Consider the following 5,677-nt stretch of genomic DNA (forward strand, 5'->3'; position numbering starts at 1 on the left):
GCGGGAGACCCGCTGAAGTTGCTTGTTTACTACGGAGTGATGACCGTGGTGTTTTCTGCCGTCCTCAACAACGTCACTGCCATGATCATCGTCGGGTCGTTGACCGGAGTCTCGCTGAAGCGTTTAGAGCGGGATAACTTACTGCTCGGTTTCCTGATTGTCGAAGGGCTTTTGACGAACGTGGGTGGCCTGCTCACCCTGATCAGTTCGGTGCCGAACATTATCGTCGGCACGACCGCCGGCATCTCGTTCGTCCGCTTTTTCGTGGTTGCCGGGCCCTTCGTACTGGTGGCGACCGTGGTGACACTCTGGCTGGGTGCGCGTATCTTCAACGTACGCCGTCTGGCGACACCTGAAGAACGCGAGAAGTCCGCGCGGCTGGTATTAGGCTTCGACGAGCGCGACGGTATCGAGAGCAAAGCATTTTTCTGGTTCGGGGCTGTGATGCTCATCGCTTTCATCGCTGTAATTGCCACGACCTCGGTGCTGCCGTTGATCCGAGATCTGGGAATGGGCTACGTAGCCATAGCCTTCGGTGTGATCATGCTTTTGCGGTTCAAGGCCGTGGCGGACAAGTTTTACCAGGCCATCGACTGGGATCTTTTGGGGTTTTTTGCTGCGCTGTTCGTAGTCATCAATGTCATGGAGCACGCGCTTGTGCTGGAGATAATCGGCAAGGGCCTCGCCCACATCATTGGACTGGGTGATACGTTGGGCACCGGCCTGATCGTTGTGTTGGGGGCCGCTGCGAGTTCGGTTACAGACAACATTCCGCTTGCCGCGATGCTGGCCAAGATCCTTGCCGCAAACCCTGTTATCGGCTCTGATCCAAATTCGTCCTTCTGGTGGGCTGTGGTTTTCGGCGCTAATCTCGGGGGAAACCTGACACCCATCGGATCAGCCTCGACCCTCGTCGCGGTCACAATCATCCACAAATATGGGCTGAACCTATCCTTTGCCGGCTTCGTGACCCGGGCTCTGCCTTTTGCTGGGGTGCAGATTCTGCTCGCTGTGGCTTACGTCGTATTCTTTGTGTGACAGCCAAGAGTTACGTCACTTTCAACGCGGAGAAAGTGACGGCGGAAGCCGCCTTAATTTATAACTGCTTGAATTGTAGATGAAAGGCCAATTTGGCTTCAAAAGTTACCGGCAAAGTTGCTGAAGAAGGCCCTGACTTCAGTTGGACGGTATTGGACTGGATAAATTAAGAGTTGTTGATTACCGACAGGAAACTGTCACCGTACTTTGCTAGTTTTGCTGGACCGACACCCACTAAATGCAAAAACTCATCTCTATTTCTCGGTTTTCTTTCCACCATTTGGTACAGAACTGTATCTACAAAGACTACGAAGGCTGGGACACCCTGGTCTTGGGCGAGTGTTAATCGCTTTTGTTTGAGTCGAGATAACAATTCAGCATTTTCCCCACTATAGATATGCGTTGGAATGCTTTCTTTTAACGTGCGACCTATTTTCTGTTTTGGCGTCGGTTCTGATGGTTGTTTGCATTGAAAGCCAGTCGCGCCTTTTAGGACCTTAAAACCGCTCTCTGATATTTCCAGTCCGCCGTATTTTTTAATATTCAAGACAATATGACCAGCTGCTATAAGTTGCCGTATAAAACTTTGTAGATAAGGTTTTGAATATTTGGAACCGATACCAAAAGTTTTTATTTGATCATGCTCTCTCTCAATGATTTTTTCTGATCGTGAGCCACGTAATACATCTATGATGTGTGCTGCGCCGAAAAATTGCCCAGTTCTGTAAATCGCAGAGAGTGTCATTTTCGCCAGTTCGGAACCATCAATTAACTCTGGTGGGTCTATACAATTGTCGCAATTGCGACAGGGAGAAATCTGTTCATCGAAATAGTGGAGCAGCGCTATGCGTCTACAGGATGATGCTTCACAATAGGCTAATAGAGAGTCCAATCGCTTATGTTCTCTCAGTTTGTAGTTTTGGTCTGCGCCATCTTCTTCGATGAAACGACGCCTCTGAAATAGGTCGTTCAGGCCATAGAGTAGTAATGTTTCGGCCGGTTCTCCGTCCCGCCCAGCTCTCCCTATCTCCTGATAGTAGGCTTCCATGCTTCCGGGAAGACTAACGTGTGCCACAAAACGTATATCTGGTTTGTCTATGCCCATACCGAAGGCAATAGTGGCTGCCATGATGGCGCAAGGTTCAGTCATAAATCGGTCCTGATTCTTGCTTCGAGTCTCACTATCTAAACCAGCATGATAGGCAATCGAGTTGTAACCTTTGTTTTGAAGAAACGCGGCCACTTCCTCTGTCTGTTTACGAGATAGGCAATACACGATTCCTGAGCACTGCTTTTTATCGTCAAGAAACTCTAAGAGTTGGGTTTTCCAATTTAGCTTGGCCTTCACAGTTAGTCGTAAATTCGGCCTGTCGAACCCCTGCACAAACTTGACGGCATTGTTTTTGGTAAGTTTCTGGATAATGTCTTGTTGTGTCGCAGTATCGGCTGTTGCCGTAAATGCGGCGATCACTGCTTGAGGAAAAATCTCATTTAGTTTCGACAAGGCCTCATAATCGGGACGAAAGTTAGCGCCCCATTTTGAAATGCAGTGAGCTTCATCAATCACAAACATTCCAGTTTCAACTCGCTGCAATGCGGCCAGCATTTTCTGACTCATTAACATTTCTGGGGACATGTAAAGCAGGGAAGACTGACGGCTCTTAAATTGATTCCATGCTTCGCTGTTGTCTTCATAGCTGCGATTGGAATGGATGCGGTCAGCGGGAATACCCAGATCCTGTAGGGCGGCAACTTGATCATCCATAAGTGCCATAAGTGGTGATACAACAACTGCACGTTCGTTTAGAACGAGTGGAGGTATCTGGTAGCACAACGATTTGCCGGAGCCTGTTGGCATCACAGCCAGCACATGAGTCTTGCTTAAGAGATGATCAATTATTTGTCGCTGACCAGGCTTAAAAGACTCAAAACCAAAGGTCGAGTTGAGCAGTTGGGTTGGGCTAGTTGCCTTTAAGTCTGCCATGGTTGTTGCTTACGACAACAGTTTCAACTTACTGCTCACCGTAGCCAGGTAGCTGACGATTTCTTTTAATGCGAACAAGGTAACTCGGAGGTAGTCGAGGCTCGAGTGGTCTTCGGGTTTCTTAGGAGCGGGTTTGTTGATTGAATGCTGGAAGAATAAATCACGCAGGTGAATTTCTAATGTTATCAGATAGAACTGAGGCAAATGGAGGATGAAAAGAAGGAAGAACTCTCTGCACCGGATTCGGGGACCCTCCGTTGACCCTGTCCCGTCTGTTGACTGCTATGTCAAGGTGGGGTTATCGGCAAATAATGCGTTGCTGGGTAATCACTAGTAACAAAGGGAAGAACTTTATTAATGAAAACATCAATCTTGACCATCGAAGATTGATTTAGGTTCTTAACGGTTGTTACAAAATAGCCCACTTCGGTGGGCTATTTTGGTGGGTAGTTCCTGTACAGAACTGTGTACTTTTCCAATAGATTATCCTACTGGTTGTTAATGCTGTCCTGCGATGTAGTGCGACAGGCACCATCAAAAAACAATCAATGATTAATTAGGCTCAGTAATTTAAGCTGATTCGCGGCCCCTTGAACTATCTTGAAGGTGCCTACAAATGAATCACGAAATCGAACAAATACTTCAACAAATTAGCGTTTACCTGCCCAATAGTCGTATCGTTCAGGCAGTAATCATCGTTCTAGCAGCAGTGCTTTTGTCGCGGCTTGTATCTCTGTTTATAGATAGGACACTCAAAAGGTGAGCTGGTAGAACCCGGTCTGACCTAGACGATAAGACGGTTGCGTTTATACAGGATCCTCTAGTATAGATATGCTGTTGTGTGGTGTTGACCGAGAATTTCGAAAACATCGAGTTGAAATCCCTTTTCCACAACAGGATGTCTACATTAAACAGCTGCCGCCCAACGAAACTTGACTTACCACTCCGATAGGCGGCAGGCAACGGATAGCGAATTAACCCTGGACTCGGTAAAAAACGGGGTTTATTTTTTCACTACTTCTGACAACGCATGAGGAGGTGCACGATGGCGATTAGAGAATGGTCACTTGAGGCGGAGTACATCGAGTTTTGTAGCTGCGACTTCGGCTGCCCTTGCGAATCCATGGCACCCCCGACCCGGGGCGAATGCAACGGTGCGGTGGGCTTCAAAATCACCAGGGGCGAATGCGACGGAGTCAAACTGGATGATTTGGTCGTCGTCGCTACCTTCTACTTTCCCCGCGCTATCCATCACGGTAACGGGCACATGCAGCCCATCCTGGAGAGCCGCGCCACCGACGAGCAGCGCGATGCGTTGTTCTATATCTTGACGGGCGAAGACCAGCCAGTTGGAACTATGTTCCAGATCTTCAGCGTGATCATCGAGCATCACCACGAGCCGATATTCACCGAGATTGGATGGAACTGGGACATCAAAGCTCGGCGCGGGCGTATCGACGTACCCGGCGTACTGCGCACCGAGGCGAAGCCCATACTGAATCCGGTCACCGACACTGAGCAACGGATCATCACGACGTTGCCCGACGGCTGGGTGTTCCACGAAGCGGAAGGGGCGGACGGCGCAGCCAAGGGCGTCGCCGACATCAAGTTCGACTTCACCTCCCGGCATAGCTCGCTGTCCTACGTGGTGTGGGATCGGAACGGCCTGAGCCTGGACCTCGATGAGTCCCGCCGCCGCTTCCCGCTCGCCAGCTAGGGCACCAATTTTGGTGGCAGCCGCCTTTGATCTGGAGTCCGTGCTCCGGCGCGATCGCCTCGTGGTGGTGATCGCACTGGTCGCAGTAATCGTACTGAGTTGGGCCTACATACTTGCCGGCGCTGGTATGGGCATGAGCGCCTTCGAGATGACCCAGATGACCCAGTCGGTGGGCGTGAGCGACTCGGCCCAACCCAGCATGCAGGAGATGTCGACGGGAGGCACGGCCGCCGACAGCCTGATGGCCACCGGCACATGGACAGTCGGGTACGCCGTAGTCATCTTCCTCATGTGGTGGGTCATGATGTTCGGCATGATGCTGCCGAGCGCGGCACCCCTGTTGCTGCTGTTCGCCCGCATGATGCGTAAGGAGAAGGGTGCACCGTACGTGCCGACGGGCGTGTTTGCGCTCGGCTACGTGGTCATGTGGGCGGCCTTCAGTGCCATTGCCACTGGCGCCCAGTGGGGCCTGGAAGCTAGCGGCCTCCTGTCCGGCATAATGGTAGGTACCAGCGCCGTGCTTGCCGCGGCATTGCTCATCGCGGCGGGCGTCTGGCAGCTCACACCCTTGAAGAATGCTTGCCTCAGGCATTGCCGCTCACCTATCGGCTTTCTTTCCGCGCACTGGCGGCCGGGGCGCACCGGCGCATTCAGGATGGGCCTGGTGCACGGCGCCTTTTGCTTGGGTTGCTGCTGGTTCCTCATGGCCCTGCTGTTCTACGGCGGCGTCATGAATCTCTACTGGATCATTGGGCTTGCGCTCTACATCCTCATCGAGAAGCTCTTGCCGGCCGGCGTGCGTATCGGTCAGCTGACCGGGGTTGCCCTAATCGCCTGGGGCGCAGTGCTGCTGTTCTACGCTTGAGTCGCGGATGCCATGAAATAAGCCATGTTCTGGACGATATTGGACGATATAATAAGAGAGGAAAATGGTGGAG

4 protein-coding genes are annotated in these 5,677 nt (G+C 51.4%); 3 read left to right on the top strand and 1 reads right to left on the bottom strand.

Annotated elements, in window-relative coordinates; translation table 11 throughout:
• Window positions 1–1,038: hypothetical protein (locus MK323_14835; protein MCH2483420.1), on the top strand; the 1,038-nt coding region annotated here is incomplete at its 5' end.
• A 166-nt stretch (window positions 1,039–1,204) separates the two neighbouring features.
• Here the strand turns inward: MK323_14835 and recQ are convergent.
• Window positions 1,205–3,022, bottom strand: coding sequence for a DNA helicase RecQ (recQ, locus tag MK323_14840; protein ID MCH2483421.1), 1,818 nt, complete (start codon window positions 3,020–3,022; stop codon window positions 1,205–1,207).
• A 1,045-nt stretch (window positions 3,023–4,067) separates the two neighbouring features.
• Here recQ and MK323_14845 point away from each other — a divergent pair.
• Entirely contained in the window at window positions 4,068–4,739 is a 672-nt protein-coding gene (locus MK323_14845) for a DUF1326 domain-containing protein (protein MCH2483422.1), read from the top strand.
• A gap of 13 nt (window positions 4,740–4,752) precedes the next feature.
• Entirely contained in the window at window positions 4,753–5,604 is an 852-nt protein-coding gene (locus MK323_14850) for a DUF2182 domain-containing protein (protein ID MCH2483423.1), read from the top strand.
• The last annotated feature ends 73 nt before the right edge of the window (window positions 5,605–5,677 follow it).

It is taken from the genome of Gammaproteobacteria bacterium, from assembly GCA_022450155.1.
Lineage (GTDB): Bacteria > Pseudomonadota > Gammaproteobacteria > Arenicellales > UBA868 > REDSEA-S09-B13.

Excerpts from the sequence above, each read along its gene's own strand:
- recQ (MCH2483421.1), bottom strand. The coding sequence starts at position 3,022 with ATGGCAGACTTAAAGGCAACTAGCCCAACCCAACTGCTCAACTCGACC.
- MK323_14845 (MCH2483422.1), top strand. The coding sequence starts at position 4,068 with ATGGCGATTAGAGAATGGTCACTTGAGGCGGAGTACATCGAGTTTTGT.